The organism is Clostridium sp. ETTB3 (assembly GCF_053571985.1).
Genome location: NZ_CP199832.1, coordinates 2,322,010 through 2,348,132 on the forward strand (window position 1 = coordinate 2,322,010; position 26,123 = coordinate 2,348,132).

Below are 26,123 nucleotides of genomic sequence, written 5' to 3' on the forward strand. Positions count from 1 at the left end.
ACAATTACCTCCTAAAAATAGATATTATATATTTAAAATTAAATTTTAAATCATGATTAAAAATTTCTCAAAGTTTTAATTAATTACTATTTTTGAAAATCTATTTATGAGATTCTATTAATTTAGCAATTTTTCTCCCTGCAGCTTCATCTGTTACTAAAACAGCCTTTTCATTGTTCATTTCAGTAGCAATAATTGCTTCAACTTTATTTTCTCCTGCGGCTACAGCAATATGTGTGTTAATTTTCTTTGAGTCATTGAAATTTATTCCAATTGGTGTGTTTTCTGAAACTACTTGTGAATTTTTATTAAAATAACATCCATAAGCTTCACCAACTGCTCCAATACTTTTAAGTTTACTTATATATTCCTCTGATAATCCACGCTTTTTAGCCATGTGAATTGCATTTCCTATTCCATAAATTAAAATATCTGCATTATGAATATTATCAATAACTTCTTTTATTTGTTTTTCTTTAAGAAGTCCTTCTAAAACATTCAGACTAACATTTTCTGGAATATGAAGTAATTTATAAGTACCATCAAGCTTGTTTGCTAATGATGCAGCTAAATAATTAGCTTGACTTTCAACTTTTCTTCCCATTCCGCCTCTAGCTGGAATAACAAGAATATCTGAAACATTATTTATCTTAGGGAAAGCTTCCACAACTTCCTTAATTGTACTTCCTCCAGTTATGGCTATTATATCATGATCCTTAATGATATTTTTTACATAGTTAGCTGCTGCTTTACCTAGTTCCTTAATTGTTTCTGGATTTTCATTAACATTTCCTGGAACTATTACAACATCTTTTACACCTAAAAATGATTTAATACATTTCTCAATGTCATTTAATCCCTTAATTTGATAAATAAATTCTTTTAATCCCTCTAAGACATTTTGTCCATCTTTTGTAACTGTCATACCAGGGGTATTTATTTCTATTAAGTTTTGTGATTTTAATAAATCAATTTCATTTCTAACTACTCTTTCACCAAGATCTAGTTCACTTGCTAGCATTCTTCTTCCAATAGGTTGGTTATAATAAATTGTTCTTAAAACATTATATCGTTTTTCAAGAACTTCTACTAGCTCAGGAACTATCTTTTTTTGCAATTCTAATATTTCCTGCACTTCAGCCCCTCCTTTTGGACTAAAAATGTCCCAGCAATGACTTTTATGTCCCACATTTATTATTATAAAACAGATATCTAAAATTTGAAAGTCTTTCTAGTAATTTTTTTTATATTTTTTTCTTTTTTTAATTAAATTTATTAAATTTAGTTATATTTAATATAATTAATATATTTATTTTCTAAATTTACCTTTATATTTTATGTATTTTGATATTACTATATTCAAAAACAATATTCCACTTTCCCCTTAATATTCCAAGGTAGATGTTTATTTTTTTCATTGATTTTTAATATTTTAAACTGCTTATTTATAGTACTTTAATTAATATTCCTTATGAAAAAGGGGATGACGCATTAAGAATAAATACTACAATATATTGTGTTGATTTTTATTTTTTAAAACAATATATTGTGTATAAAAGTTTCAGTGCGTCAGCCCCAAATATGATAACTATTTTTCAATAAAGAAAATACCACATGCTTTAATTCCTGAATGTATTCCAACTGTACATCCAACTTTAGCATCTATATAATTCACATCATTTTCTTCAAAATATTTCTTTAATCCTAAATAAATTTCTTGATTTAAAATTTCTAATAATACTATTGGAGACTCCATATCTACATTTCCATTTTCAAAATCAGAAATTATTTTCTTTAAGGCTTTTTTACTTCCTCTAACCTTATCTTTAACAGCCATTTTCCCATCTTTTACTTCTAAAATAAGTCTTAAGCCTAAAACACTACCTATAGTACCTGCTGTTTTAGAAAGTCTTCCACCTCTTACTAAGTTTTCTAATGATTCAAATCCTAATGAGCTTCTTACCTTTGGAATTAACACCTTAATTTTTTCTTCAATTTCAATAATGCTATCTCCATTATCTCTAAATTCACAAGCTTTTAATGCTAAAACTCCTAATCCTGAAGTTACATTTTTAGAATCAATTACAACAATATCATCACTTTCTAAAATATTTTTTGCTATGCAAGCTGATTGGTAAGTTCCACTCATTTCTGATGATAAAAGTAATGCTACTATTTTATAACCTTCATCTAAATATTTTTTAAATACTTCCTCAAATCTGTTTGGTGTAACTTGAGCTGTAGTTGGAAGAATATTATCTTTTTCTATTCTTTCTAACATTTGATGAATGTTTATTTCAACTCCATCTAAGTAGCTTTCTTCTCCAAAGTTAATTAATAAAGGTAAAACTTCAATTCCCTTTTCTTTAATAAGATCTGCAGGTAAATCTAAAGTACTATCAGTAATAATCTTAATTTTTTCCATACAAGTACCCCCTATCATTATTATTTCATATTTGGAAATCCAATTTGTTTTAATGCTTCATAAGCTATTATTGCTACAGTATTTGATAAGTTTAAGCTTCTTGTGCTACTTTTAACCATAGGTACTCTTATTCCCATATGAGCATTATGTACACTTTCTGGAACACCTGAAGATTCTCTTCCAAACATTATAAAATCTCCATCTTGGAATTTTTCATCAGAATATATATTTCCTCCATGAGTAGTTGATAAAAATATTCTTCTATCTCCATACTTAGCTATAAAATCTTCATATGATTCATGAACTTCTAATTTTAAGTCCTTCCAATAATCTAATCCTGATCTTCTAACAGCCTTATCATCAATGCTAAACCCTAAAGGTTTTATTAAATGAAGAGTTGAATCAGTTAATACACAAGTTCTTGCAATATTTCCTGTATTTTGTGGTATTTCTGGTTGATATAAAACTATATTTAAATTCAAAAATTTCACCTTCCAAAATAAAAAGTAAGATGTTATAACATCTTACTTTACACTATTTATATATATTTTATGATACTATATAGTCCTTTAATAGTCAAAGTATTTTACACTTTGTTAATTTTTTAAGTTTATTTTAATATAAACTTTTCAATAGCCTTTGCTACACCATCTCTTTTATTAGTATCTGTTATATAATCTGCTATATTTTTAACTTCAGATATTGCATTTCCCATTGCAATTCCCAAGCCTGCTAACTTAATCATTGATATATCATTTTCATTGTCACCAATACAAACTAATTCTTCTTCTTTAATTTTATATTTGTCAAGTAATGATTTAATTGCATTTCCTTTTGATACATCTTTATAATTAATTTCTAAACTATGATCCCCTGATGCAAAACAATCTACACTATTTAATTTATTTATTTCATCTTTTATTTTAATCATAGTTGATTTAAGTGGTGTAAAAACAATACTTTTATCTACTTCTTCCTTATTAAATATATTTATCCAACATTCTTGACTTTTTACAATTTCATATTCTACTTGTAAATGCTCAAAAAAATGTTGTTTTGTCATATAACTTTTAGTAGCTGTTTTAGTAATCCAATTGTTACAATAAATCATATTTCTTGTGTTAAATTGAAAAAAGGAATTATATTTTATTAATATTTTTAATATTTTAATACACTCATCTTTAGGAATACCACATTCATATATAACCTCATTATTTTTTTGATCAATAACAATTGCTCCATTTGCCGCTATTACAGGAGAATCTACACCTAAAAGTTTTGAAAAATATGCTGCATTATTATACAACCTACCTGTTGTTACAACTATTTCAATTCCTTTATCATGTGCTTGTTTTATTGCATTTTTATTTCTCTCTGAAATTCTTTTCCTTTTCCCTAATAAAGTACCATCCATATCTATACATATCATTTTATACTTCATTGTAAAACTCCTTATAATCTGATCTTAAAACATAAATTCATATAATATATTTTATAAATACCTTCTATGAAATGTTAAAAAGTCATAATATCATGCTATTGACATTTTACATCTTTAACACATATTATGACAACTTTTTTTAATTTACACTTTTTAAATTTTATCAATTCACAGAATACTCTATTTATTGCGGTACTACTTGCTCTTGATTATCTTGCTCTGGCTTTGCTTCTACTGGAGTTTGTTCTTGTGCCTTTTTAGTTCCTACACTTACAACTTGATTTTTAGCTGTATAAATGTCTGTTGAAATAAGTTCCTTATTTATTTGCACCCCATTTTGATAAGTAACTAAATAACCACTAGCTTTACATCCATTAACTCCAGATGATGTTACAATTCTTGTTCCTTCATTTAAAGTAGAGTCTTTAACTTCTTCTGTTCCATAATTATAAGTTTCTAATATTTCATTAACAAGTTCATAAGTTTTTCCATTCATTGCTTCCTTGTTACCAAAAATATTAAATACAACTCTGTTTCCTGATAAATATCCTTGAATATATATTGGAAAATCATAAGTATTTACAAATTTATAATCAATGTATCCAGCTGCAACTGTTGCATCTAATCCTGGTGCTGCATATCCAACTGTCATTGAATGATTTCTTCTTTCTGTAGATCTTATATTAGCCTGAATTATAGCTCTATAAAGAGTACTTGATACTTGGCATACACCACCACCGTAATCAGGAACTATTTTAGATCCTACATATGTATTTGCTTTTTTATATCCTCTTTCAGCAGTTGTTGGTCCTATAGTATTATTATAACTAAATTCATCTCCTGGCATTAATAGTGTTCCATTAATATATCCACTAGCTATTCTCAAATTTTCTACTCTTCCTGAATCATTATTACTAAAAGTAGTTGAATAAGATGATATTATTCCATCTATTTTATTTAATGATTTAGATGTGATTTTTGGAGAATATTCATGCATTTCAACTGATACCTCTTCAAATTTTTCAGGATCTGGATCTATACATGCCTTAATTTTATTTGTTAATTCCTCTGTATCTATACTTTTTCCATTAGAACCTGGTATAACTGAAATATTACCTCCATTAATTGAAATAGATGCATCTACTGCATTAATTTTAACTTGCCCGTTAACATAATTTACAAATTCATTAACCTTTTCTTCATCATAGCTTAATACAGTATCAACTTTTACATCTATACCATTTTCTATCATTTTCTTTTTATCAAATAAACTTGAATCTTTCCCATATTGTAACGCTTTTTCTACAGTTTCACTAGCACTTACTGATGGGGTGATATCTGAATATTTTAACTCAAATTTTTTATCTCCAACTGTAACCTTTATATTTTTATTTCCAATTAAAGAAACTAACTCTTCATTAAGTATATTTATTGCTTCTTCTTTTGTTTTACCACCTAGGTCTATACCATAAGCTTGTACACCTGGATATATTCTTTCTTTCCACCCAGCAACTTTATTTTCAACATTAATAATATAAGCTCCTATAATACCTGCACCTAATACTATAACAGTAGATGCTATAATTATTATGTTTTTGTTTTTGCCTATAATATTTTTAAACTTTCCATCCTTTGCTTTTTCACTATTCACAACCTTACTCCTCTCACTCAAAAATATATATAATTGCTTAAAATTGCATTATAACTTTAATTATATTCTATTCCTTAAATTAATACAATTAATAAAATTATTACAATTCATAAAACTATTTTATTTATAAATTATAAAATAAAAAGAATAGCCTTTCTTTTTTGTATATTTACGTTTAGTTATTGTTTACACTTTCTTTTTTTATATACAAATCACCATTAATGCTATTCTTTTACTTTTAATAAAATTGGCTAAATCAAAGATTTAGAATCAATTTATGAAACTCCTCCTCCTAAACGTCGGATGAGTACACTAAAGTGTACTTTCAGCTAACCAAATTAAAAATTTGGAGCTTCAAGCAAGTTCGATTAGCTAAATCAAAGATTTAGAATCAATTTATGAAACTCCTCCTCCTAAACGTCGGATGAGTACACTAAAGTGTACTTTCAGCTAACCAAATTAAAAATTTGGAGCTTCAAGCAACTTCGATTAGCTAAATCAAAGATTTAGAATCAATTTATGAAACTCCTCCTCCTAAACGTCGGATGAGTAAGTTCGATTAGCTAAATCAAAGATTTAGAATCTCACTTATATTGTAAAGCTACTTCTCCTTTTGGATGTTTCTCCATCATTATCAAATGCTTCTATGCTTATTTTTATTGGGCCACTTACTTTGAATGGTAATTGATTTGTGTTTATAGAAAAACTAGTATCTTTTGCATCTACTGTACCAATCCAATAATTATTTGCAAAAATATTATATCCAACTAAATCTGTATCAGTATTCTTTTTCCAACTTATATTTAATGTATTTCCCTTTCTACTTACAGTAAGTCCAGAAACATTTCTTGGTTGAGTCAATAAATCTATACTATTTGGTCCCCAATTAGCATCTACTTTACTAGTTACTCCTGCAACTGTTGCTGATTCACTATATTGCCATACTCTCCATCTTGTCCATCCACCTACATCTGGTGGAACTGGAGCATTTCCACTAATTGCAGTATAATAAGCAATCCATAATATCATATTTTTTAATGGATAACCCTTATTAGGTATAAAGAAATTATTATAAATTTCAACAAAAAATACTCCTGTATAAAGCATTAATCTTCTTCTTGTCTTCTTTTCAAATCTGATTTTAAATCTTTCAATCCAATTTATTAATGCTTGTGTAGAAATGGATTTATCTGTAGGAGTTTCAACATCTAATACCGGAAACAAATCACCATAATCCTTTTCTCCAAATGCATCTTGAAGTATATTTATAAAATCATCACACTGAGAATCTGCTGTAGTTAAATCATAACTTGGAACTCCAAAATGATAAGCTCCTACTGGTATTTTCATACTTCTTGCATTTCTAGCAAACTCTAAAAACTTTCTATCAACTCTAAACCTACCAGTTGCTGATCCAGAAGACCGTAAATATAAAAAATCTATAGTTGTTGCAAGTACTGTAAAATCAACTCCTTGTGAATACTCATTGATATCTATCCCAAATAAGCTTTTATCACTCCTATTTTGCATAAGTCCTCCCATAAATAAATTCCTTAGTATTATAATACTAAGGAATTTATTTATGGTTACAAGTAATTTTTAGTTAGTGATAAGTGACAAGTGGCAAGTGATAAGTTAATGAGGAAACTTCCTTAGGGAGTTTCTAAAATTATATTTATTAAATTCAACCTAAGCTAAATTTCTTCCTTAACTTTCCACTTAAAACTTGTCACTTGAAACTAGAATAGGCTTCTAACTAAAATTGATGTTTCTATTATTTTATCTAATAGTTCTGAATAGCTTATATTTTTTGCTGCTGCACTTTTAGGGAAAAGACTTGCTGGGGTCATTCCTGGTAATGTGTTAACTTCTAATATATATGGAACTCCATTTTTATCTACTATCATATCAACTCTAGCATATACTTTGCATTTTAACGCCTTATAAGTATCTAATGCCATTTTCTCAACTTCTTTATGAAGATTTTCTTCTAATTCTACAACTATTTCATCAGCACCATTAGCTGCATACTTTTGAGTATAATCAAAGAAATCTGAATGTGGTTTTATTGCTATAACAGGCCACATTTCACCATCAAATATAGGGCAAGTTATTTCTTCACCTTCAATAAACTCCTCAATCATAACTTCACAATCCCACTTTAATCCTTCTTCAACTGCTGCTCTTATTTCACTTTTTTCTTTTACTTTAAATGTTGCAACACTTGAACCTCCATTAGTAGGCTTAACAAATACAGGGTATCCCATTTCTTCTATTTTATCATAATCAATTTCATCAACTGATGAAACATTTATCCATCTTGCTGTTCTAATATCATTAGCTTTTAATACTCTTTTAGTAAAATCCTTATCCATACATATACCAGAACTTATAGGTCCACAGCCTGAATATGGTATATCTAAAGTTTGAAGCACAGATTGAACAGTTCCATCTTCACCAAATTTTCCATGAAGAGCTAATAACGCAAAATCTAATCCTTTAACCTTAGTTATTATATCTTCTTTATCATCAATAACTACTGGTATTACTTCATATTTACTTTTATCTATTTTCTCTACTATAGAATTACCACTTTTAAGCGAAATTTCTCTTTCTGAAGAAATTCCACCCATTATTACTCCAACTTTCATTAAAATCCTCCCAATTTAAAATAAATATATTTATCTCTTTCATTGAAAGTAAAATATAAAATTCATTATATATATTTAAACTTACAATCTTAATAGAAATTCATTTATAATTATATCATATAAACTTTAATATTCCTACAATTTACATTAATAACTACTCTTTTATAATTTAATATTTTTTTTATTTTCTTTATAATATTTACATCTATTAGTAAGTGGACATTCTTCACACTTAGGATTTCTAGCCATACATAGCCTTCTTCCGTGAAATATTAATAAATGATGCGTAAGGCTCCATTCCTTTTTATGAAGTTCCTTTTGCAATTGCATTTCAACTTCTAAAACATTATCTGAATCTGCAAGTGCTAACCTATTAGATACTCTAAAAACATGAGTATCAACTGCAATTGATGGAACTCCAAATGCATTTGATAATACCACATTAGCTGTTTTTCTTCCAGCTCCAGCTAAACTTGTTATTTCATCCATTGTTTTAGGAACTTCTCCATTAAATTTACTTTTCAATTGATTGCACATAATTAATATGTTTTTTGCTTTACTTCTATAAAGACCTATTTGTCTAATCCTATTTTCTAATTCATCAATTGATAATGTTAAAAATGCATCTAAATCTGGATACTCCTTAAATAAATCCTTTGTAACTTCATTTACTTTTTTATCAGTAGTTTGAGCAGATAAAATTGTTGCTACTAACAATTGAAATGGAGTTTCATAGTTTAATTCACATTTTGCATCTGGATATAATCTTTTTAATTCTTCTAATATTAATTTAGTCCTTTGTTTCAATTTTTAATCCCTCCATATTTTAATTCTTAATTAAAATATTTTTATATTACTTATAAACACCCTTATATTCTTCTGGAAGTCCTTGTGCTATAGCTTGCATTAAATGATTTAAACATCTTTCATCATATTCATGTTTTGATTCTTTCTTATTCTTCTTAGGCATAAGTATTGGTTCTCCTATGTTTACATTTACTATAGCATCATTCCATTTTTCTTGAGACATATTCCCTTTTTCATTAATTGGAAGTAATTTTTCAGTGCCTGTTAATGAAATAGGAATTATATTTGCCTTGCTCATTCTTGCAACAAGAATTGCTCCCTTTTTCCCTTCAATCAATCTTCCAGTTCTACTTCTTGTTCCTTCTGGAAAAAGGAGTAGATTTTCTCCACCCTTAAGAATATTTATCATCTCTATTATAGCCTCTTTATCTGCAGTATTAGGTTTTATTGATATATGCTTTATTATTTTAATTCCCAAGTTAGTAACTGGATCATCATTTAATTTTACTCCTGCTACAAACGTTGGATCATATTCCTTCTTTAATATCTTATCTAATACTATTCCATCTGAATTACTTAAGTGATTACAAACAAATAATTTTGCCCCATTTGCTTTTTTTATATTTTCATAACCATTAACATTAATTTTTGCATACTTATTTAAATATCCATCTATAGTTCTTCTAGCTATTTTTATTACAATTTTCTCTGGTAAAAATTCTATTAATCTTGCCTTTCTTTTGGATATCAAATTTACGCCCCCCTCTTTAACCATTACTCAATATTATATTTTATATATATTGAGTAAACAATTATGTTTACTTATTTAATATTTCAATATATTTATTTAAGTAAGGAGAATCCCCCTTATATTTTTCTATATTTCCCCCCCTATTATGTAACCTTATTATAGCATTTCGTTTAATTATATTTTTGCCTCTCCATCCACATGAAGTAGGTAATATCTTTTCCTTAAATGCTTTATTATTAATTTCAGCATAAACTTCATATTTACCATTTTCCATAAACTCTAATGGTTTAAATTCTTTTATTTTAGAAAAACTTATATTTTCATTATATGGACATTTATTTTGACATACATCACATCCAAATATCTTATCCTTCAAAAACTTTATTTCAATATCTGTAAGTTCTTTTTTTTGAGTAATGTAAGATGTACAAATATTAGGATTCTTTTTATACTCATTTATAGCCTTAGTTGGGCATTCTTTATAACAAATAGTACATTCACCGCATTCTTTAAATTTGCTTATCTCATCAAACTTTCTTACATCATCATCATATAAATTTAAATCTGTTATAATTTCTCCTAAAAAAACATAAGATCCATGTGTCTTAGTTATTATCATATTATTTTTTCCTATAAATCCAACACCTGCTAAATATGCAATATATCTTTCTGGTAAAGCATTACTATCCACTAAGGAAATTGCCTTTCCTCCAGCTTCAATAATCATATTGCAAATTTTATCTAAATGCATTTTAACAACCTTATGATAATCATACCCCTTTGTATATTTAGAAAATCCATTTTCTACATAATCATTATTCCAAAGATAAGGGAAAGCTATTGAAATAATAGTTTTCCCTTCATTCATATATAATTTAGGATTTATTCTTTTTTCTATATCACTTTCTTCAAATTCATTTTCCAAATTATTTTCTTTTCTGTAATTATAAAAGCTTATTAATTCATCAAACCTTCTACATTTAACAAATCCTATCTCTTGTATTCCTATTGAATTACAATAACTTTTTATTTTTTCCTTCACTTATATCACCATATCATTATATATTTGTTTTTTTCTTCCCATGTAATCTTTAATTTCAATTATATCTAGCTTTTCTTCTTTAATTTTAATAATATTTTTAGCTGGAATTCCTACAGCAGTTGCACCTTCTGGAACATTATTTAATACTACAGAATTTGCACCTATTTTAGAATTACTTCCAATATAAATAGGCCCTAATACCTTTGCTCCTGCACCAATTACAACATTATTTCCAACAGTAGGATGCCTTTTTCCTTTATCCTTTCCTGTTCCACCTAATGTTACTCCATGATATAAAAGAACATTATCTCCTATTTCTGCTGTTTCTCCTATTACAACCCCCATGCCATGGTCTATAACTAAACCTCTTCCTATTTTAGCACCAGGATGAATTTCTATTCCAGTAAAAAATCTAGATATTTGTGATATAAGTCTAGCTAAGAAAAATAGTTTATTAATATACAAGTAATGAGATATTCTATATGCTATTAATGCATGTATGGTTGGATAAAGTAAAAATACTTCTATCTTACTTCTAGCTGCTGGATCATTTTCCATTACTTTATTTAAATCATATCTTAAATTTCTAAACAACCATATTCCTCCAAAAAAGCATTTTTTAGTTTGTAGTTATTGTTGGGAATGTCGCATTAAGAATAAATACTACAATATATTGTGTTGATTTTTATTTTTCAAAATAATATATTGTGTATAAAAATTTTAGTGCGATAGCCCCTTTAAATATATATTTTCTAAAATTCAGACTAAGCTGAATTTTTTCCTTAACTCCTAACTATTCATATATTCCCATTGAAATATATTTTTCTCCTCCATCTGGAGATAATGCTAAAACTTTTTTTCCTTTTCCTAATTTTTTTGCAATTTCTAAGGCTACAAAAATTGCTGCTCCTGAAGAAATTCCTACTAATATTCCTTCTTCTCTAGCAAATCTTATAGCTGTTTTTATTGCATCTTCATCACTTACAGGAACAACCTTATCAACATATTCTGCCTTATAGTTTTGTGGTATAAATCCTGCTCCAATTCCTTGAATTTTATGGGCTCCTGGTTTTTTTCCTCCAATAACCTGAGAATTACTTGGCTCTACTGCAATTACTTCTATTTCTTTTATTTTTTCCTTTAATCTTCTTCCTACTCCTGAAATAGTTCCTCCTGTTCCTACACCTGCTACAAATGCATCTAAATCATTAATATCTTCAAATATTTCATCTGCTGTTGTTTCATAATGTTTTTCTGGATTAGCTATATTTTCAAATTGTTGTGGCATAAAATATCCTTTTTCCTTAACTAATTCATTTGCTTTTTCAATAGCACCTTTCATCCCTTTAGAACCTTCAGTTAATACTAATTCTGCACCATAAGCTTTTATTAAATCTCTTCTTTCCTTACTCATGGTTTCTGGCATTACAATTACTACTCTATATCCCTTTATTCTTCCTATCATAGCTAATCCTATTCCAGTATTACCACTTGTAGGTTCTACTATTACAGACCCTTTTTTTAAGATTCCTTCCCTTTCTGCTTTTTCTATCATACCTAAGGCTGCTCTATCCTTAACACTTCCACCAGGATTAAACTTTTCTAACTTTACATATACATCAGCACTATTTTTATCAACCATATTCTTCAATTTTAATACTGGTGTTTTACCTATTAATTCAATTGCTCCATTATAAATCATAACTTAGCCTCCAAAACTTAAAATTATATATAAAAAAAAACTTCGTCTCCATAATAGAGACGAAGTTATATATTCGCGGTTCCACTCTAATTAAATCATCATATCAATAATGATTTCACTCATTTTAAGGTACATTATAATACCATATCGCTATAACGGGCACTCCCGTAAAACCTTACTGTTATTTCAGGTATAAACTCCAAAGGGCACTTCATATAAATGATTCTAAACCATAATTTAAGTTTAGAGGAATTTATTAATGCTAATGCAAATTTTAAATAATTCGCAATTTATAAATTACCAATGAAAAGATTCCAGCATCCTTTTCTCTCTGTGATCATCATTTTATATTACTTTCCTTTTTCATAGTTTTAATTCCCAGTATTTAACTATACTTTATATTATAGCTAGTTGGATAAAAAAGTCAATATTTTTTTAAATTTTTACTTATTCTTCTTTTTCCACATTGGATATAATACTTCATCTATTAAATCATGAGTATTTACAACCCCTATTAACACCTCATTATTATCAACAACAGGAATTGCTAATAAATCATATTTTGAAGCTATTTCAACTGCTTCATTGATAGATTCAGTATGCTTAAGGCTATTTATATTTTCATCCATTATTTCTTTAACTTTAACATTTCCATTATTTAAAATAAGATCCTTTAATTCTATTATACCTATTACTCTTTCTTCTTCGTCCTTAATAAAAATTGAATTTAATTCTTCATCTTCTGGATTGCTTTCTCTTAATATATCTATTATTTCACCAATTGTTATATCTAAATTAAATGAAATAAAATCTTTACTCATTATACTTCCTACAGTTTCATCTTCATATTTAAGAAGCTCTTTAACTTCCTCAGCGTCTTCTGTTTCTAAGTTAACAAGTATTTTTTCTCTTTCATCATCATCAAGTTCATCTAATATATCTGCAATTTCATCATTAGGCATATTTTCTAATACTTCTACTGCTTTTGCTTCACTTAAATCTTTAATTATACTACTTTTATATTCTTGTTCTATTTCTTCTAATGTATCAGCAGCTAAATCTTCATCTAAAGATTCAAAAATTTGTTTTCTTGAATTTGCATCTAAATTTTCTAATATATCTGCTAAATCTGCTGGATGTAATGTTGATAACTTTTTATATGGTACAGATATTTGTAGATTATTATTAACCATTTCTAAAGATTCAACATCATCCCACATCAATACTTTATCCTCATAATCTTTATTTAAAATTTTATAAAGAAACTTTCCTATAGCTTGGCAATTCATTCTTCTAAACTTTGCAAGTGGTCCTGTTTCAACTGCAATTACTCTATATTCCCCTGCTATTTCAGCAATTCTTAAATCATCAACCCTAACAACTCTTTTGCCATTAATATCAACAATCTTCTTATCAAGTAAATTTCTTGATAATAAATAGGAATAAGTTCTTGGTAATATTTCTTTACTTCCTCTAGTTAAAATTTTGACTTTATTGTCTTCACTATAAAAAACTATACTTCTAAATTCATAGTGAAAAGTAACACCATCTCTTTTAACCTTGTAACCAATTACTCTTGGATATCCTTGCTCTGTTGTTACGTAAATGTCTTTTAATTCTCCTAACACATCATCAAATTCATCATAAATGTTCTTTCCTAATATGCTAGTAAATAAAAACACTGATAATCTTTGCATAAAAATCCTCCTCAATTAATAGAGGAAGTCTTATACATAAAATTAAATGTAAGCTTTCCCTCTATTATTTCTTATATTCAATTTTCTTAATTTAATACTCTGAGGGACACCCTCCATTTAATCTCACCACCGTTTTTTATAAAAATAATACCTTTTTATTGGCAATAAAAATGCCCTTCTTTGGGCTATATATAATAATATTATATTAATCTCCCTTCAAAAGGCAATACTTTATATCATTATTATTAAATTTTTATTTCTTAAAAGTTAATATAGCTTTATATGAACATAAAAGCATTGATATTTCTCCTAATACTGGATAAGGGAAAATTTTTATTCCACCTAAAAATATTATAAATTCACTTATTGTTATTATTAATGATATTAACAAAAATACCATTCCACTTGAATTATTATATGGCTTATCTAGTAAAAATAATGTTGCAACTACCATGCATGACATAATTATTAAATAAATTAAACTTGGTATTAATGAATTTTTATAGCTTACTATAAATCCAAAAATACTATCTAATTTTATATCCATTTTATAAAATATATTGATGAAAATATAAACTAAAAATATAATCACCATAAAAATATAATTATAATCAAATTTTCTATTTTCATCTCTCAAATAAATATAAAAACATGCTAATGATAATAATGGCATTCCAACAAAAGTAACTTGTGTTAATGTTTTAATTATATATATAATTTTTTGATACTGAACTATCCATAATGATAATAATGACAAATATCTTATAAGCATTATTGTTAATGTGATTAAATAAAACTTTTGTATTTTTATAGGACATTTTTGGGAACTTAACCATATTAAATACAAAGAAAAAATAATTATAAATAATAATATACATAAATAAATAAAGGCTTTCATATTTTCTCTCCCTTATAAAAATACTATTATTTATAATTATTAATTTACTTTTATATTTATTCTTTATTTTGCTATATTAGCCCCTAAAATTTTAACTCCACCTTTTATACATTTTATATCCAATGGGAAATCCGGCCCTTTTTCTCCATCAATATCTGTAACAATATCTTCATTACATTCAACATGTAAATGATTTGTTTTAAAATATATTACTTTATCAGAATCTAAATGTTCTCCTTTTAGAACCTTTATGAATAGTGGTAATAACTCATAAACTTGAACTGCCTTAAATACTATAACATCTAAAAGTCCATCTGTAGCATCTGATCTAGAAGCTAAATTAAAATTACCCGCTGTCTGTCCATTGAACACAAGCATAAGATACATATTACCTTCAAAATTCATTTCATCTGACTTTATATTAACCTTAAGAGGTCTAAAGTTAGGTAATTCTTCTAGTCCCTTTAAATAATATGCTAACTTTCCTATGGTATTTTTTAAATTTACATCTGTTTTTTGTGAAACATCAGTAAAAAGTCCTGTACTTGCAACATTAACAAAATATTTATCATTAATTTTACCTAAATCCACACTTGTAACTGTAGAATTTATTATTTGTTTACATGCTTCTTCTACATCAAATGGTATTCCTAAAAACTTTGAGAAATCATTTGCTGTTCCAACTGGCAAAATACCTATAGGTAATGAAATACCTTTTTTAGCCATAGTGTTTACAACAGAATCTACAGTTCCATCTCCACCTGCAACTAAAATATACTCATATTCACTAGGTGTAATATCTTCAAATGCTTCCTCTATACTACACTCCTTTACAATTCTATAGGGAACTATTGTCAATCCTGCCTGCTGATGTATACTAATTATATTGTGTAATTTAGATAAAACAACATTTTCTCCTGAATATGGATTATAAATTAACTTTACTTTTTTCATTATACCCCTCCTAATTACATAAAAAAATTATACCATATACTTCTACATAAGCCATACATAAATATATTTTATTTTATAATAAATAAACTTAATTTATTCTTTGTTTTTAGCTTTTTTCTACATTTTTCACCTATTCCTAATTTTTGTTAATTTTTCATAAATTTTATGATATAATATAAAATAGAAAGATTATTCTAGGAGTGATTATATGAAAAAAAGCTGTATTCCTAATATCTTTACCTTTATTAATCTATCACTTGGTATTTTATCATTACTAAGCACATTTGAAGGCAATTATCAATTATCATGTATTCTTATATTACTTGCTGCATTAGTAGATAGATATGATGGAAGAATTGCACGTTACTTACAAGTTACAAGTGACTTAGGAAAGGAATTAGACTCATTAGCAGATTTAATTTCCTTTGGTGTAGCACCATCTATATTAGTATTTTTGCTATTTAATTTTTATACATTAGGCCCTTCTAAAATATTTGGAATAATTCCTTTATTATTATTTCCAATTTGTGGTGCATTTAGATTAGCTAAATACAATACAAGTGAATTTAATGGAGTGTTTACAGGTGTTCCAATTACCGTAACCGGTAGTTGTTTAGCTTTATTTTCTTTATTTACTGTTAATAAACAAATATCTGCACTTATTCCATTATTATTATTATTATTAGGCTCTTATTTAATGGTAAGTAAATTAAAGCTAAAGAAATTGTAATCCTATAAATAACAATCTATAGTTTTAAAACTATAGCTTGTTATTTATAGGATATTCTTTTAATTATTATTTTTTTTATCATATTGTTCTTTAAATTGCTTTAATGCTTCATATTCTTCTCTTACAGATGCATCTTGAAATAGTAACTCATTATCTACTTCAGTTAAAATGACATTATTATCTGTATTCTTTAAAATATGCCCTCCTACAATTTTAATATATTTAAAATATCCCTCTCCACATTCATCTATTAAATCTATTATATGATCTATTATTTTTCCTAAGCTATCAGCTCTTTTTACTGCTACCTTAACATAACTGCTTTTTGCTTCATTTATATTATTTAATTCCGCAGCTCCTGCAATTAATAATCTATATGAATTTACCATTGATTGTAGCAATTGACTTAAGTTATTTATATCACCATAATATTGTTTCATCAATTGTTGGTACTTCATAAAATACCCCCATTTATAAGTTATAATAATTATTTATTTTTATTACATCCTTCAATATCCATATTTTCTATTATTTCATCATCTATTTCATTAAACATTTTTCCTGAATATTTACACGCCTTATATATATCATCATTTTGCTTCTTATTGCTAATTCCCTCATCCTTATTTATATAGTTCTTATTATTCATTTCAACCTTTGCAATAATATTTTCTTTTTCTGATTCATATTTACTATTTTCTAAATTTTTATTTATACTTTGATTTATTATTTTAGCAGTACTTTCCCTATATGAATTTTCATCAAAATCATTATTTTCATCTTTAAATAATTCTGCATACTTTGAATCATTAAAATTATTTAATTCATTATTTACATTTAAGATTTCATCTAAATTAACTTTTTTACTAATTTCAATTTCACTATATTTTTCACTTTCACTACTTTTTCTATATAAATTAGTATCTAATTCTAAATGATCATTTTCTTGATTTAATATAAATCCATCACTAAATATAACTGGTACAAAAAATTCCTTAGGTATTGATATAAACATCTTATTTGCCCTCCTATTAGTTTTCTATCTTACAATATGGCTTAAAATATGATTTTGGATAACCACATAATGGACATTTTTGTGGTGCTTAAGCACCTTCATATATATATCCACAGTTCATACATACCCATTTTGAATCTTTTGTTCCCTTGAATATAGTTTCTTTATCTAACTTATCATATAATTCTTTAAATCTCTTTGCATGCTCTTCCTCGACTTCTCTTAACTCTTTAAAAAAATCGGCAATTTCTTTAAATCCCTCTTGTCTTGCTTCCTCTTCAAACTTTAAATAAGCATCCTTAAATTCAGATGTTTCACCATAAATTGAATCAACTAAATTTTCTTTTGTATTACAAATAAGATTCAAATAATCATTACATACCTTTCTTGCATGGGCTAATTCATTTCCTGCTGTAACATCAAATATACTTGCAATCCATTGATATCCTTCCTTTTTAGCCTTTTCTGCATATAAAGTATATTTATTTCTTGCCCTACTTTCTCCTAAAAAGGTTCTATATAAGTTCTTTTCAGTTTTACTTCCTTTTAAGTCCATTATTTTCTCCCTAAAAAATATTCCTTATACTAAATTATTCAAAACATATAAAAATGATGAATTAAATTTGATTGTGAAATTTAACAATCAAACTTAAATTCATCATTTCTTTAAATAATATTAATTTACTGTAACCCTTCTATCATTATCACATACTATTTCTACACTTCTACCTTCCTTAGTTTTAGTATGCAACACTACTTTATGTCCCCAAAGATCAAATAAATATTTAATTGTTTCTTTTGCATAAAGTAATTCTAATTCTCTTCCATCAAATACATGCTCTAATGTTAAAGTTCCATCTCTCTTATTTAAATCAGTAATTCTTATATAAGGTATAGAACCTGCTCCACATGAAGTAGCCATAGTATCCCTAATACTCTTCCATCCTTGTTCATCAGATACTTCATCAACAACAAATTCAAAGCTTTTCTTTGCATATTGAAATAATCCTAACTCTTCACATAGTTGTTGTGTCAAATATTTACGTAAAAAAGAATTATCCCTTTCAATATACCTAACTTCAAAAATCTTATCTCTTCCATATCTCTTTTCTATATCCTCAAATACCTTGAATCCAACATAATATGGATTTAATCCACCTAAAGCTGGAGCAATTACATCATTATGACGCTTGATAAATTCAAGATGTAAATCCTGTGGTAAATCTAAGCTTTTTAATATATTGTAGTGACAATAGCTAGCCCAACCTTCATTCATTATTTTAGTTTCAATTTGAGGAATAAAATATTGAGTTTCTCGTCTAACTATTTTAAGTACTGACTTTTCCCATTCCTCTAAAGAACCATACTTTATAATAAACCCAATTATATCATCACATGGTTCTATTGGAGTCTTGCTTAAATCAGGTAAATTTATAGTTTCATCACTATTTAACTCATCTCTTTTTTCAATTTTTCTATTATATTCTTCAATTAAACTCTTTTTAATTTCCTCATCACTTAATTCCTTAACTCCAACAACCCTTGGAATTTGATATCTTAGTGCATGAGCTGCATCAAGTATTTTTTCTACCTTTTCATAGCCTATGCTTGGCTCATTTATATATCCCCTTATTATATCAGCATCTAGTTTAAACATTTCTATAGTATAAGAGGCTTTTGTTCCCTCCCTAAATAGCCTATTGTTTTTAAAGAAATCATTATGCCCATATACATGTGCCATAGTTAATATTTGTAATAATAGTGTGTTTTCATTCATTAAATAAGCTAATGCTGGATTTGAGTTTATTACCATTTCATAAGGTAATCCAGTTAAATTTAATGAATATAATGTTTTATTTTTTTCATATGATTTACCATAACTCCAATGAGGATATTTTGATGGCATTCCAACATATGCTTCATAAGCTAGCATTTCATTAAATCCTATTATTTCAAATTCTTGAGGATAATAATCAAGCCCAAACTCCTTAGCCTTTTTTTCAATTTTCACATTCCATTCTTCTAATTCTTTTAATGTGTACTCCATTATTCATCCTCCTTTAACTCCTTGCTAAGCATTAACTTAAGAGCATCCCATAAATTTTTCTTTTCCTTAACAATAACAGATACAAACTTTTTATCTACTATTTCCTTATTAAACCTATAATACATAGTTGTTGAATAAGTTGATGGTAAAAGTTCAGCATATCCAAACATATTGCTTATTTCACAAAGGTTTTTAACTGACTCAACTGCCTTTTCATTATCTTCAGACCAGTTATCACCATCACTAGCATATATAGGATATATATTCCAAACTTCTGGTGAATACCTTTCTTTAATTAACTTTAATGCTAAGTTTAAACCACTTGATATATATGTTCCTCCAGATTCTGCTTTATGGAAAAATTCATACTCATTAACTTGCTTTGCAACTGTTGTGTGAGAAATAAATTCAAAAGCAATATTGTTATATTTTCTTTTTATAAAAGTAGCTAATACAAAGAAAAAAGACCTTGCTAAATATTTTTTAGTACTATCCATTGATCCTGATACATCCATTATAAAAATCATAACAGCATTACTTTCTTTTTTAGGTTTTGTCTTAACTCTATAATATCTAATATCATCTTCTCTAAATGGAAATCTATCTAATTCTGTATCTAACCCAGCCTCCCTCAATGCCCTTATTTTTCCTTGCTTACGTGCTGTTTTAGCCATAACAGTCTTTTTCTTTGCAAGTCTTGGATTTATTCCATGCCTTTGATATCCTCTTTTTCTACTTGCACTTTCACTAATAATTTCAGAATATTTCTTTTTATCTAAATTAGGCAAGTCTAAATCTTCAACTATATAATCCATTAATTCCTCTAAGGTAATTTCTGTTTCATATATATCATCACCTTCAGAATTGCCTGCACCCTTATTTCCTTTTTTACCACTTGATTCAGAAGAGCCTAGTTTGTCACCGCGCTTTTCTTCACCCGTACCAGTAGCAACCCCCTTATTGTTACTTCCAAATACAAATTGATATTCTTTTATTCCCCTAATTGGAATTTTAAACTTCTTATTTTTAGTTTCACCAACTATACTTTCTTCTGAAAGTATGTCTCCTAAATTTTCTTTAATAGACTTTTCTACTAACTGCCTATGCCTTCTTCTATCTTCTATACTTCTATCATGCTCAACTGGATTTGTTGTATTATCTCTAAATATAGCCATCCTTATCAATCCTTCCACAAGTTGTTTGCTGCATATTTAAGAATTACATCACAACAATGTTGACAATATCCATTCCTTTTCATTTCTTCTACCATTGCATTATATTTTTCAGTTTGTTCCTTATCTCTAACCCTTGATTTAGTAACTATTCTAGACAAATCTCTAACTGATGCTATAAGTTTCTTTTCTATAGCTTCCTTTAATGGTTCATAAGATTTATAATCTATCTTAGCTCCATTTCTAACTAAATAGAACATATATGAAGTAACATCTGCCCTAAATCCTTTACTAGATGCTTCTGATACCCCTATTTGCTCTTCTATACTTCTCATAAATTCTTCATCTGGATTTAACTCTTCACCTGTTTGAGCATCTTTTATTCTTGTTTTATTTACAAAGGCTTCTGCATTATCTATATAATTATTAAATAAACTTTCTGCTTGTTCCTTAAATGAATGAATAAATGCCTTTGTAATTTCTTTCTCTAGGATCTTATTGTACTCCTTACGAATTGTATCTTGAATAAATCCTAAATACTTCTTCTTATCATCAGCTGATATATCTAAATCCTTAACAGACTTAATAATACTTTCCATTATACTTAATGGATTAATGCAATCAAATTCAGAATTAGAAAGCGCATTATCAATTGCCTTAATTATAAATCTAGTACTTATTCCCTTCATTCCTTCATAAGGTCCTGCCTCTTCTCTAAGCTCTATAATATCAATTTTCTTAGTTGTTCCTTTTTCAACTAAATCTTCACCATTATAAATTTTAAGCTTAGTCATAGGATCAACCTTAGCTGATGGTGTTAATCTTGATAATATTGCAAACATAGCTGCAACTTCAATTGTATGTGGTGCAATATGTGCCCTAAAATTACTCTTTTTCAAAATCTTTTCATAAATTTTAATTTCCTCTTCAAGCTCTAAACAATAAGGCACTTCAACTTTAACAATTCTATCTAATATTGCTTCATTTGTATGATCTGATTTAAACTTATTCCATTCAGCTTCATTTGAGTGAGCTATTATAATACCATCAAAATAAATCATTGATCCTTTACCTGGTGATGGTATAGATTTTTCCTGAGTAGCAGTTATTATTGTGTGCAAATATTCAACATCATTTTTAAACACTTCAATAAATTCAACTAATCCTCTATTTCCAACATTAAATGCCCCATTTAATGAAAATATTCTTGGGTCATCTTCTGGATACATATCCATTTTAGAAATATCTATGGAACCAGTTAATATTGATGTATCTTGATTATTAGGATCAACTGGTGGAACAACTCCAATTCCCTTTCTTGATCTTATTGAAAAACCTTTTCTTTCAACTGGGAAATTTTCATATTCTCCATTAAATTCATGAAGTAATCTATACTTACATACTGGACATAAGTCACCTTCTATTTGTGCTCCTAGCATTTTATTAAATTCATCCCTTAAATGATTAGGAACTAAATGTAAAGGTTCTTCATGCATAGGACAACCTTTGATTGAATATATAGGTTCACAATGAACCAATGCACTTTTTAATGATTCAACTAAAGAAGATTTACCTGCACCAACTGGTCCTACTAAGTATAATACTTGTCTTGATTCCTCACCTTTCATAGAAGCAGAATGTAGATAATTAACTATTTTCATTATAACCTTGTCTATTCCAAAGAAATCATCTTTAAAATATCCATATTCTCTAATAGTTTCATTTCCATATATCTTTCTTATTCTTGGATTTTCATCTGCCTTTAATACCTCTACTCCCTTACTCATAATAAAATCATATAATCTTTTATGAGAAAGCTTAGCAACATCTGGATTTTGTTTTACTATCTCTAAGTAATCTAAAAAAGTTCCTTCGAATTTTTCACTATTTCTATTTTCCCTGTCTGTAATTATAAAGTCCTTGAAGTTCATATACTCATCCCTCCCCTTAATCTAATATATTATTGTTTCAAATGGTTATATTCCTATTTTTTATTTACTTTTCTCTATATTTTATAATTTTTATTTTACAATTATTATTAATAATCCCTAATTTATTATTTTTATTTAATAAAACTCCTCCTTCCTTTTAGTGAGATGAATAAATTCATCTTACCAAATTAAAATTTGGATATTTACTTAATTAAAAAGCTCATGTAAATCCTTATTGATTACATGAGCTCTTATCTTTTAATCTTCTTTCAATAACTCTATTAATTTTTCTCCATATTTTTTAAATTTCTTTTCTCCCATACCTCTAATTTCTAATAATTCTTCTTCATTTTGTGGAAGCTTATTACATAATTCAATTAATGTTGCATCAGAAAAAATAATATATGGTTTTACACCTTCTTGAATTGCTATATCTCTTCTCCATAATTTCAATTTATTAAACAGCATATTATTAAGTACTTTTTCCTCATTATCTGCTTCTAATTTTAAAACTACCTTTAAGTCTGATTTTAATATTTTATATGATTTTTCATTAAGTTGGAGCATAGAATATGTTCCTTGCCTTAAACTTATATAACCATATTCAATTAACACTTTTATAAAGTCCCTTATAAACTTGCTACTATAATCTTTCATAATACCATATGTACTTAATTGATTTAATTTATCATTTATTATTTTAGGACCTACCATGCCCCTAAGAACATCTATTAAAACTGAAATACCATATCTTTCTTTTGATCTATATACACATGACAACACCTTTTGTGCTTCTATTGTATAATCTCTTAGCTCATCATTACTTAAACAATTGCTACAATTAGTACAATATTCTCTAATATTTTGCTCTCCAAAATACCTAAGTATAAATGCTCTTAAACATTCTTTAGTTTCACAAAAATCTATCATTTGCTGAAGCTTTTTTATTTCAATTTCCTTTCTATTTAATTGCACTGTAGTATAAATTAAATATTCTAATGTTCTTATATCTGCTCTATTAAAAAACAAATAGCATTTTGCTGAAAATCCGTCTCTCCCAGCTCTTCCTATTTCTTGATAATAACCTTCTATATTTTTAGGAATTGTAAAATGAATTATATATCTAATATTAGATTTATCTATCCCCATTCCAAATGCATTTGTTGCAATCATTACATTTGAATTTTCATTTAAAAATTCATCTTGATAAAATTCCTTTTCACTATCCTTTAAGCCTCCATGATATTTTAATACATCATATCCTAAATCCTTTAAATAATAATATAATCCATCTACTTCTTTTCGTGTAACACAATATATTATTCCTGCTTCACCTTCTCGTTCTCGTATAATATCTTTTACTAATTCTAACTTATCTTCTTCAATATACAATTTAATTTCTAAATTTTCTCTATCAAAACTTCCTATATATATGTAAGGATTTCTTAACTTTAAAAGATTAATTACATCCTTTCTTACAACTTCAGTTGCTGTTGCAGTAAATGCAGTTACTACTGGTCTTATTCTTAAATTATCTATAAATTCAGCTATTAAACCATAACTTTTTCTAAAATCATGCCCCCACATTGATACACAATGTACTTCATCTATTGCTATTTGACTTATATTAAGAAGTCTTAATTTACGTTTAAAAAATTCATTTTCTAATTTTTCAGGAGCTATATATAAAAGTTTTACTTCACCTTTTTTACAAAGCTCAATAATTTCATCACTTACCTCTAATTTTTGAGTACTATTTATATATCGTGCATTTATTCCATTTGAATTTAAATTATCTACCTGATCCTTCATTAAAGAAATTAATGGTGAAATAACTATTGTAATACCGTTAAACATTAGTGCTGGTATTTGATAACAAATTGACTTTCCTGCTCCTGTAGGTAAAATACAAAAACTATCTCTTCCTCTTAAAATATTGCTTATAATTTCATATTGTCCTTTTCTAAATGAATTATAACCATAATATTTATTAAGTATTTCAAAAATTTTATTCATATTTTTTCACCATCTTTCTATTATCATATTAATTAAATATTACCACTTTTTTAAGTTTTCTAAAAATATTTTTTATTTTTTCATTTTTATATTGACATAATTATAAAATAGTAATATAATAATTCTTGCCTGCTGAAGTGGCGGAACAGGCAGACGCACAGGACTTAAAATCCTGCGGTAGCGATACCGTACCGGTTCGATTCCGGTCTTCAGCACCAAAAAGACTGTATTTAAATACAGTCTTTTGTTTTTTTATTCACATAATAATTTATTTATTATCTCCCTTCATATATTACATAAAAAGTATAAAAAGTTATGAAACATTTAAATTCCATAACTTTTTTTCAATTACAATAATTTATTTATATTTAATATTTCACTGTCTTTATTTATAGCACCTATATAATATTCTATCCCCTTACTTACTGCTCCAAAATCTCCATGCCCATCTGAGCCAGCTGTTATTATTAAATTATTATCTTTGCAGAACTCTAAACAAGTATTAGTCATTAAATCTGAATTTGCAGGGTAATAACATTCAACTCCATCAATTCCTAAACTCTTTAATATTTCTAATTTTTCTAATATCTCTTCTTTATTTTTGTTACTATAATAATTACAAGGATGTGCTAAAACTACATATCCATTAGCATCATGTACTGTATTACAAACTTCTCCTACACTTGGAAAAGCAAATTTTTCATGTCCACAATCATATTTTCCATAAAATTTCACTCCATCAAATAAGCCTTCTGTAATTTTTCTATCATGCAAATAATGGATTCCCTTCCATCCACCTTTTCTTCTTTCATATTCATATGAATTATAATCTTCTAATGATATACCTTCATAATCATTTTCCATTCTTCTAATAAGCTCTATACTAGTTTCTAATAATTGATCTTTTGCATGATTAATTAATTTAAATAACTTTTCATTGTCTTCAAACTTATATGCTAGAAGATGAACTAAATGACCTTCAAATATAGAATCTATTTCAACACCTCTTATTGCAATAATTCCTGCCTTTTCAGCTTCTACCTTTAAATCCTCATATGAATCCAATACATCATGATCTGTTATTGCTATAATACCTAAGTTTTTTCTTTTTGCATCTTCTACAACTTCTTTAGGCGACATAGTTCCATCTGAATAATATGTATGTATATGTAAATCTACTAACATTTTACTCC

At 27.1% G+C, this 26,123-nt stretch carries 24 protein-coding genes, 1 tRNA gene and 1 pseudogene; 2 read left to right on the forward strand and 24 right to left on the reverse strand.

Annotation, left to right across the window (positions count from 1 at the left end; all coding sequences use genetic code 11):
* Positions 1 to 100 precede the first annotated feature (100 nt).
* The 15 genes from ACUN06_RS11235 to ACUN06_RS11305 form a co-directional block, all read right to left on the reverse strand.
* Complete coding sequence (locus ACUN06_RS11235; protein WP_294368980.1) at positions 101 to 1,135, reverse strand: sugar-binding transcriptional regulator; 1,035 nt, start codon at positions 1,133 to 1,135, stop codon at positions 101 to 103.
* Positions 1,136 to 1,588: 453 nt separating this feature from the next.
* Positions 1,589 to 2,425: a DegV family protein gene (locus ACUN06_RS11240; RefSeq protein WP_294125391.1), complete on the reverse strand. Its 837-nt coding sequence runs from the start codon at positions 2,423 to 2,425 to the stop codon at positions 1,589 to 1,591.
* 20 nt (positions 2,426 to 2,445) lie between these two features.
* Complete coding sequence (locus tag ACUN06_RS11245; RefSeq protein ID WP_294125393.1) at positions 2,446 to 2,907, reverse strand: tRNA (cytidine(34)-2'-O)-methyltransferase; 462 nt, start codon at positions 2,905 to 2,907, stop codon at positions 2,446 to 2,448.
* 128 nt (positions 2,908 to 3,035) lie between these two features.
* A complete protein-coding gene (locus tag ACUN06_RS11250) occupies positions 3,036 to 3,866 on the reverse strand; it encodes a Cof-type HAD-IIB family hydrolase (RefSeq protein WP_291736427.1) in 831 nt (276 codons plus the stop codon).
* Between the two features lie 184 nt (positions 3,867 to 4,050).
* On the reverse strand, positions 4,051 to 5,517 hold the full coding sequence (locus ACUN06_RS11255; protein WP_294160853.1) for a VanW family protein: 1,467 nt from the start codon (positions 5,515 to 5,517) through the stop codon (positions 4,051 to 4,053).
* 588 nt (positions 5,518 to 6,105) lie between these two features.
* Entirely contained in the window at positions 6,106 to 7,047 is a 942-nt protein-coding gene (locus tag ACUN06_RS11260; protein WP_449389814.1) for a glycoside hydrolase family 25 protein, read from the reverse strand.
* Positions 7,048 to 7,256: 209 nt separating this feature from the next.
* Positions 7,257 to 8,168, reverse strand: coding sequence for a D-alanine--D-alanine ligase (locus tag ACUN06_RS11265; RefSeq protein ID WP_412857574.1), 912 nt, complete (start codon positions 8,166 to 8,168; stop codon positions 7,257 to 7,259).
* A 162-nt stretch (positions 8,169 to 8,330) separates the two neighbouring features.
* Entirely contained in the window at positions 8,331 to 8,975 is a 645-nt protein-coding gene (gene nth, locus ACUN06_RS11270) for an endonuclease III (protein WP_449389815.1), read from the reverse strand.
* A gap of 46 nt (positions 8,976 to 9,021) precedes the next feature.
* The gene (locus tag ACUN06_RS11275) at positions 9,022 to 9,726 is read right to left on the reverse strand and encodes a lysophospholipid acyltransferase family protein (protein ID WP_291735046.1); all 705 of its coding nucleotides are present in this window, start codon (positions 9,724 to 9,726) and stop codon (positions 9,022 to 9,024) included.
* A gap of 67 nt (positions 9,727 to 9,793) precedes the next feature.
* Positions 9,794 to 10,768, reverse strand: coding sequence for a tRNA epoxyqueuosine(34) reductase QueG (queG, locus tag ACUN06_RS11280; RefSeq protein ID WP_449389816.1), 975 nt, complete (start codon positions 10,766 to 10,768; stop codon positions 9,794 to 9,796).
* Entirely contained in the window at positions 10,769 to 11,362 is a 594-nt protein-coding gene (gene epsC / locus ACUN06_RS11285; protein WP_294125407.1) for a serine O-acetyltransferase EpsC, read from the reverse strand.
* Between the two features lie 199 nt (positions 11,363 to 11,561).
* On the reverse strand, positions 11,562 to 12,470 hold the full coding sequence (gene cysK / locus ACUN06_RS11290) for a cysteine synthase A (protein WP_449389817.1): 909 nt from the start codon (positions 12,468 to 12,470) through the stop codon (positions 11,562 to 11,564).
* 443 nt (positions 12,471 to 12,913) lie between these two features.
* The gene (locus tag ACUN06_RS11295) at positions 12,914 to 14,167 is read right to left on the reverse strand and encodes a magnesium transporter MgtE N-terminal domain-containing protein (protein ID WP_291735039.1); all 1,254 of its coding nucleotides are present in this window, start codon (positions 14,165 to 14,167) and stop codon (positions 12,914 to 12,916) included.
* A gap of 253 nt (positions 14,168 to 14,420) precedes the next feature.
* Positions 14,421 to 15,065 carry a hypothetical protein gene (locus ACUN06_RS11300; RefSeq protein WP_294160860.1) on the reverse strand — a complete coding sequence of 215 codons (645 nt, stop codon included), beginning with the start codon at positions 15,063 to 15,065 and terminating at the stop codon, positions 14,421 to 14,423.
* Positions 15,066 to 15,128: 63 nt separating this feature from the next.
* Complete coding sequence (locus ACUN06_RS11305) at positions 15,129 to 16,019, reverse strand: YegS/Rv2252/BmrU family lipid kinase (protein ID WP_291735035.1); 891 nt, start codon at positions 16,017 to 16,019, stop codon at positions 15,129 to 15,131.
* Between the two features lie 208 nt (positions 16,020 to 16,227).
* Between ACUN06_RS11305 and pssA the strand changes: the two genes are divergently transcribed.
* A complete protein-coding gene (pssA, locus tag ACUN06_RS11310) occupies positions 16,228 to 16,749 on the forward strand; it encodes a CDP-diacylglycerol--serine O-phosphatidyltransferase (RefSeq protein ID WP_291735033.1) in 522 nt (173 codons plus the stop codon).
* Between the two features lie 59 nt (positions 16,750 to 16,808).
* Here the strand turns inward: pssA and ACUN06_RS11315 are convergent, their stop codons facing one another.
* The 8 genes and pseudogenes from ACUN06_RS11315 to recQ all read right to left on the reverse strand — a co-directional run bounded on the left by ACUN06_RS11315 (position 16,809) and on the right by recQ (position 24,930).
* Complete coding sequence (locus tag ACUN06_RS11315; protein WP_291735129.1) at positions 16,809 to 17,207, reverse strand: hypothetical protein; 399 nt, start codon at positions 17,205 to 17,207, stop codon at positions 16,809 to 16,811.
* Between the two features lie 29 nt (positions 17,208 to 17,236).
* Entirely contained in the window at positions 17,237 to 17,764 is a 528-nt protein-coding gene (locus tag ACUN06_RS11320; RefSeq protein ID WP_449389818.1) for a hypothetical protein, read from the reverse strand.
* 16 nt (positions 17,765 to 17,780) lie between these two features.
* Positions 17,781 to 17,852, reverse strand: a pseudogene (locus tag ACUN06_RS11325) (rubredoxin-like domain-containing protein); the annotation flags it as partial.
* Positions 17,853 to 18,320 (reverse strand): rubrerythrin family protein, encoded by a 468-nt coding sequence (locus tag ACUN06_RS11330; RefSeq protein ID WP_449389819.1) that lies wholly within the window; start codon positions 18,318 to 18,320, stop codon positions 17,853 to 17,855.
* Between the two features lie 120 nt (positions 18,321 to 18,440).
* The gene (locus tag ACUN06_RS11335) at positions 18,441 to 19,811 is read right to left on the reverse strand and encodes a SpoVR family protein (RefSeq protein ID WP_294160863.1); all 1,371 of its coding nucleotides are present in this window, start codon (positions 19,809 to 19,811) and stop codon (positions 18,441 to 18,443) included.
* Positions 19,811 to 20,986, reverse strand: a complete 1,176-nt coding sequence (yhbH, locus tag ACUN06_RS11340; protein WP_291735138.1) for a sporulation protein YhbH — start codon at positions 20,984 to 20,986, stop codon at positions 19,811 to 19,813. The genes ACUN06_RS11335 and yhbH overlap by 1 nt, the downstream gene beginning before the upstream one ends.
* A gap of 5 nt (positions 20,987 to 20,991) precedes the next feature.
* Positions 20,992 to 22,914, reverse strand: a complete 1,923-nt coding sequence (locus ACUN06_RS11345; RefSeq protein ID WP_291735140.1) for a PrkA family serine protein kinase — start codon at positions 22,912 to 22,914, stop codon at positions 20,992 to 20,994.
* A gap of 258 nt (positions 22,915 to 23,172) precedes the next feature.
* Positions 23,173 to 24,930 carry a DNA helicase RecQ gene (recQ, locus tag ACUN06_RS11350; RefSeq protein WP_449389820.1) on the reverse strand — a complete coding sequence of 586 codons (1,758 nt, stop codon included), beginning with the start codon at positions 24,928 to 24,930 and terminating at the stop codon, positions 23,173 to 23,175.
* Between the two features lie 131 nt (positions 24,931 to 25,061).
* On the opposite strand from recQ, the gene ACUN06_RS11355 reads away from it, so the two are divergent.
* Positions 25,062 to 25,148: transfer RNA gene (locus tag ACUN06_RS11355), tRNA-Leu, on the forward strand.
* 130 nt (positions 25,149 to 25,278) lie between these two features.
* On the opposite strand, the gene ACUN06_RS11360 is transcribed toward ACUN06_RS11355, so the two are convergent.
* Positions 25,279 to 26,115 (reverse strand): PHP domain-containing protein, encoded by an 837-nt coding sequence (locus tag ACUN06_RS11360; protein ID WP_449389821.1) that lies wholly within the window; start codon positions 26,113 to 26,115, stop codon positions 25,279 to 25,281.
* Positions 26,116 to 26,123 lie beyond the last annotated feature (8 nt).

Bases quoted from the DNA above. Each gene is read 5' to 3' on its own strand.
- ACUN06_RS11330 (WP_449389819.1), bottom strand. From the start codon at position 18,320: ATGGACTTAAAAGGAAGTAAAACTGAAAAGAACTTATATAGAACCTTT.
- ACUN06_RS11295 (WP_291735039.1), bottom strand. From the start codon at position 14,167: ATGCAAAGATTATCAGTGTTTTTATTTACTAGCATATTAGGAAAGAAC.
- yhbH (WP_291735138.1), bottom strand. From the start codon at position 20,986: ATGGCTATATTTAGAGATAATACAACAAATCCAGTTGAGCATGATAGA.
- ACUN06_RS11345 (WP_291735140.1), bottom strand. From the start codon at position 22,914: ATGAACTTCAAGGACTTTATAATTACAGACAGGGAAAATAGAAATAGT.
- ACUN06_RS11300 (WP_294160860.1), bottom strand. From the start codon at position 15,065: ATGAAAGCCTTTATTTATTTATGTATATTATTATTTATAATTATTTTT.
- ACUN06_RS11240 (WP_294125391.1), bottom strand. From the start codon at position 2,425: ATGGAAAAAATTAAGATTATTACTGATAGTACTTTAGATTTACCTGCA.
- ACUN06_RS11250 (WP_291736427.1), bottom strand. From the start codon at position 3,866: ATGAAGTATAAAATGATATGTATAGATATGGATGGTACTTTATTAGGG.
- ACUN06_RS11315 (WP_291735129.1), bottom strand. From the start codon at position 17,207: ATGAAGTACCAACAATTGATGAAACAATATTATGGTGATATAAATAAC.
- recQ (WP_449389820.1), bottom strand. From the start codon at position 24,930: ATGAATAAAATTTTTGAAATACTTAATAAATATTATGGTTATAATTCA.
- ACUN06_RS11335 (WP_294160863.1), bottom strand. From the start codon at position 19,811: ATGGAGTACACATTAAAAGAATTAGAAGAATGGAATGTGAAAATTGAA.
- ACUN06_RS11360 (WP_449389821.1), bottom strand. From the start codon at position 26,115: ATGTTAGTAGATTTACATATACATACATATTATTCAGATGGAACTATG.
- ACUN06_RS11260 (WP_449389814.1), bottom strand. From the start codon at position 7,047: ATGCAAAATAGGAGTGATAAAAGCTTATTTGGGATAGATATCAATGAG.
- cysK (WP_449389817.1), bottom strand. From the start codon at position 12,470: ATGATTTATAATGGAGCAATTGAATTAATAGGTAAAACACCAGTATTA.
- ACUN06_RS11305 (WP_291735035.1), bottom strand. From the start codon at position 16,019: ATGAAAAAAGTAAAGTTAATTTATAATCCATATTCAGGAGAAAATGTT.
- ACUN06_RS11265 (WP_412857574.1), bottom strand. From the start codon at position 8,168: ATGAAAGTTGGAGTAATAATGGGTGGAATTTCTTCAGAAAGAGAAATT.
- pssA (WP_291735033.1), top strand. From the start codon at position 16,228: ATGAAAAAAAGCTGTATTCCTAATATCTTTACCTTTATTAATCTATCA.
- ACUN06_RS11320 (WP_449389818.1), bottom strand. From the start codon at position 17,764: ATGTTTATATCAATACCTAAGGAATTTTTTGTACCAGTTATATTTAGT.